We start from the raw sequence: 4,203 nt of genomic DNA on the forward strand, positions 1-4,203 counted from the left end.
AAATTTAAAAATTTGACGCACGAATTAGATTTCTAGCAAAGGCTAGGAGAGGGCGGTTGTGGAATCCCCTTAAGCCTCAAACTTAAAAGAAGCACTCTTAGACGAATAAGAACCATACCACCACAAGCCAGATTCGGAGTTGTCAAGCTTTTTGCCTATCCATTGTGCGCTATATTGTTCATAGGAGGTAGAAATTGTAAGCGTATTTGGACTTTTGAGCCAATCTTGGAGAATCGGGTTGTTTTGATTTTCTTTATCTTTAGGAATCCCAACAAACATTTCAAGGCTAGAATTAATCAAATTCTGTAGGAAAGCCATTTTATCTTCTTTTGATGTTTGCAAATTAGAGTTTTTATCCTGTAGTGCTTTAGAAGCATCATTGGTTTCAAATAAGAAAAGCATATTGTTAAGCTTGTTTTGCAAACCCTCGCCAAAGTCGTTGAAATCTCCGTCAAAATCTATATTGAAAGTTTGTCCCTCTAAAAGACTTTTGAGGGCAGAGGAAATGGATTCTTGTCCATTAGTGAGTTGATTTTCAAAATTCTTGCCCAATGCAAATTGGTTTTGTGTATTCATCTTATTACCATTTTTGTCGGTAAATTCCGCATTAAAGGTTGCGACAAAAGAAGAGGAATATTGCAAACTTTGTGAATATTCTCCACTTTGGCTATTGTAGCTTAAAGTATAAGTAAGGCTTTGTGTAAATTCAATACTCGCAGTATTAAAGATTGAGCCTATATACACGCCCCCTTTAGAGCTACCCGGCGCATTGGCACTTGAAGCGGGCAATTTGGAGTTTTGAATAATGCTATCTATCATCATATTGGCATATTCGTCGTATCCACCCTCTAGTGCGTCCGCTAGATTTCTCAACATCACATTTGCTAAACTATTTTGCGCTTTGTCTATGGGGTTGATATTCAATAGGCTTTGCTTGATTTCACTCTCCATTGTCGCTTTGGTGTCTTGAGTATTTGCCTTGGTATTTTTATCTTCTGTTTTGTCGCTATTGTTACGCTCTTGATTCACCTTTGGTTTAAGATTCTCAATCCCGCTTGTAACAAAAGGATTTTTGAATAAATTATTTTGAAAAGAAATTGCCATTTTGGATTCTCCTTGATGATTTTATATGAAATAATATCGTCAAAAATAAATAAAATCTTAATAGCCAGTTATCTATTTTTGATAGGGAGATAAGTGTTTTTAAATAAAAAAGTTTGAAAATTATAGTTTTCAATACAAAAATTAAAATTTTTGCCATAGATTTCTGCTATAATCAAAAATTCATTTTTTATTAAACTTTATTTTATTTAAGGATTTATAATGCGTTATCCGCTTGATTTCAAAGATGATTTTCCCAATAATTTATTATTTTGGATGGAACGTTTTGTTTATAGCAAACTCAACAGCTTATCCAATCATCAAGTAAAAGACAAAAAAGGAATCATTGCTGCTTTGAATTTATTAAGACGTGGAATCGTAGAAATTAAAGATTTGAAAGAAATTTGCAAACAATGTCGTAATGCCGGATTAATTGGTATTAATACTTATATTCAACCGCTTTTAAAGCTTTATGATTACTTAAATTATTTGGGGCTTGCAAGCCTAAAAGAAGTAGATGAAGAAATGCTTAAGGAGTTTTTAACTATCCATACAAGTGCGCTTTCAGATGCAACGAAAAAAAACTATCGTATGACGCTTTTAAATTTCTTTAGCTTCATTGATAAGCAAAATGAAGACGACGAAGGGGCTTCTTACAATTTCCATATTGAACTCAAAAATTGGGGTGGATTGCGCGGTAAAAGCGGACAAAAACTACCCTCTTATATGAATGAAGATGAAGTGCGTCGCTTTTTAAATGGCATTGATTGTTTTCCTTTTAAGCACGAATCTTTGGGTGCGCGCAATCGTCTGCTATTAAAAATTATTATTTATACAGGGATTCGCGTCAGTGAGGCATTGAATCTGAAAATCAAAGACATTATGCTAGATGGAGAATTTTTCATCATTCAAGTGCGCGGCAAAGGCAATAAGCCTCGCGTCGTGATGATAAAGGCAAAAAACATTGATTACGATTTCTCAAGTTGGATAAACTCTCGTCCCAACGAAGTGCAAGATGATTTGGTTTTTTGCAATCAAAAAGGCAAGAATCTCACTCAAGCCTATGTTAGCCGCATTGTTGAACAAGTTTTGCTTACAAATGGAATCCGCAAAGAGAAGAATGGTGCGCATATGTTGCGACATAGTTTTGCCACCCTACTCTATCAAAAAAGTCAAGATTTGGTGCTAGTTCAAGAAGCACTTGGACACGCGAGTTTGGATACTTCGCGCATTTACACACATTTTGATAAACAAAAGCTTAAAAACACCACAGAAATTATGAATTAGCTATTATTTAAAATAAAAAAAAGCCGATATATTCCTAAATTAATTCTTAGGAGCGATGATGAATCCCATTAACACAAACACGAGCGGTTATCAAGCAGCAAAGGCAAATGCAGCGGCATTAGGAGCAAAACTTGTCAGTTATTTTGAAACAGAGGATATGGCGGCAACAACTATTACAAGTGATTCTAAAAAACCACAAACCTTACAAGAATTGCAAAGCTATATCACTGAAAAATATGGCGTCAATCGTGCGGATAAAACAATTGAAGGAATCCCTGCAACTCTCAATGTTTCCCCTACTTTCTTGCAAGAAGCACTGAAAAATCCAGAAAAAATGCAGTGGCTAGAGGAGAACTTGCAAGCAATGCAATCTTTAAATACAAGTATGTTTGCAGGCACTCTCACGCAAGTGAGTTACAGCATAGACGCTAAAGGAGAAATCACGATGATAACAAGCGGTTCAAGCGACCCTGATGGAAGGATAGCAAAAGAAAATGCGTCGCGCAAGCAAGAGGAACAGAGATTGAAAGAAAAGCAAGAACAAAAGCGACTAGAGGAGCAAAAAGCCTTGGAAGAATCTCTGCAAAAAGCACAAGAGGCGAAACAAAATGGAGATTCTCATTTTACTTTTAGCATTAGCGGGGCAAATATGCAGACAATCCAAAATAAGATTCAAGAATCCTTGCAAAACACTATGCAAAACCACTTAAATATGGAAGTGTAAGGTTATGAATCCTTAAATTCGGGTTTCCCTCGTTTTTGTGTGTATCCTATTTAGTGGAATTTGGATTTGCAGGTGAGTGAGTTGCTAACACAACACATATTTCGGCTTTGCCTCGCAAGAAAATAGAATCCGCAAGGACATAGCAAAAGTGTAAGATATAGTTAATGCAAAAAGTGTCGTTTGCCTGTGAAATAAAGTGCGATTCCATATGTGTTTGCGCACTCCACCACTTCCTCATCTCGGATACTTCCTCCGGGTTCAATGATTGCACTCACACCTACTTTATGTGCTTCTTCAATGCTATCTTTAAAAGGAAAAAACGCCTCACTTGCCAAAACACAACCCCTTAAGTCAAGCCCCATTTCTTGTGCTTTTTTGATTGCAGCTTTTGCGGCATCTACGCGACTTGTCATTCCCATACCCACAGCAACCATTGCGGAATTCTTGACATACACAACACAATTTGATTTCACAAAACTCGCGACTTTGTAGGCAATCTCCAAATCTTGTATTTGTGATTCACTTGCCTGTGTTTTGCTTACACACTTGGCATTTTTGACTTCATTTTCTGTAATGTAATCGGAATCTTGCAAGACGAACCCACCCTCAATATGTTTGAAATCTTGCGTATCTTTTGGAATTTCTAAATAATCCCCGCCACAAACAAAAAGTTTGATTTTTTTCTTTGTCTCAAAGAGTGCTAAGGCTTCTTGCGTAATTTGCGGTGCAACTAACACCTCAATAAAAATCTTGTTTATTTCTTGGGCTAGCTCTAAATCCACGATTCCATTGACTGCCACGACACCACCAAAGGCAGAGACGGAATCGCACTTTAATGCTTGTATGTAGGATTCTATCAAAGTGTCTTTTAGCGCAAATCCACAAGGGTTAGCGTGTTTGACGATACAGACACAAGGACGCTTGCCGAAGCTAGAGGCAATTTTCACCGCACTATTAATGTCTGTGAGATTGTTAAAACTCACTTCACCTTTAAGCGTTTGAAAAGTCTTGGAATAAAAATCTTTAAACTCATAATACGCACCTTTTTGATGTGGATTCTCTCCATAACGCGTTGGGGCAACAAGCTTTCC

General features: G+C 36.8%; 3 protein-coding genes and 1 pseudogene. 2 read left to right on the top strand and 2 right to left on the bottom strand.

The window, feature by feature from the left end; all coding sequences use genetic code 11:
• Nucleotides 1-69: 69 nt before the first annotated feature.
• On the bottom strand, nt 70-1,104 hold the full coding sequence (locus Q1553_RS01645) for a hypothetical protein (protein WP_300760865.1): 1,035 nt from the start codon (nt 1,102-1,104) through the stop codon (nt 70-72).
• Between the two features lie 219 nt (nt 1,105-1,323).
• On the opposite strand from Q1553_RS01645, the gene Q1553_RS01650 reads away from it, so the two are divergent.
• Entirely contained in the window at nt 1,324-2,388 is a 1,065-nt protein-coding gene (locus Q1553_RS01650; protein WP_115550699.1) for a tyrosine-type recombinase/integrase, read from the top strand.
• 58 nt (nt 2,389-2,446) lie between these two features.
• Complete coding sequence (locus Q1553_RS01655; protein WP_297579252.1) at nt 2,447-3,112, top strand: hypothetical protein; 666 nt, start codon at nt 2,447-2,449, stop codon at nt 3,110-3,112.
• Between the two features lie 161 nt (nt 3,113-3,273).
• Here Q1553_RS01655 and Q1553_RS01660 read toward each other — a convergent pair.
• A pseudogene (locus tag Q1553_RS01660) lies at nt 3,274-4,203 on the bottom strand (bifunctional phosphoribosylaminoimidazolecarboxamide formyltransferase/IMP cyclohydrolase PurH); the annotation flags it as partial.

This window comes from Helicobacter sp. UBA3407 (genome assembly GCF_949747025.1).
GTDB classification, from domain to species: Bacteria; Campylobacterota; Campylobacteria; order Campylobacterales; family Helicobacteraceae; genus Helicobacter_D; species Helicobacter_D ganmani.

Coding starts and splice junctions, on each gene's coding strand:
- Q1553_RS01645 (WP_300760865.1), bottom strand. CDS start 1,104: ATGGCAATTTCTTTTCAAAATAATTTATTCAAAAATCCTTTTGTTACA.
- Q1553_RS01655 (WP_297579252.1), top strand. CDS start 2,447: ATGAATCCCATTAACACAAACACGAGCGGTTATCAAGCAGCAAAGGCA.
- Q1553_RS01650 (WP_115550699.1), top strand. CDS start 1,324: ATGCGTTATCCGCTTGATTTCAAAGATGATTTTCCCAATAATTTATTA.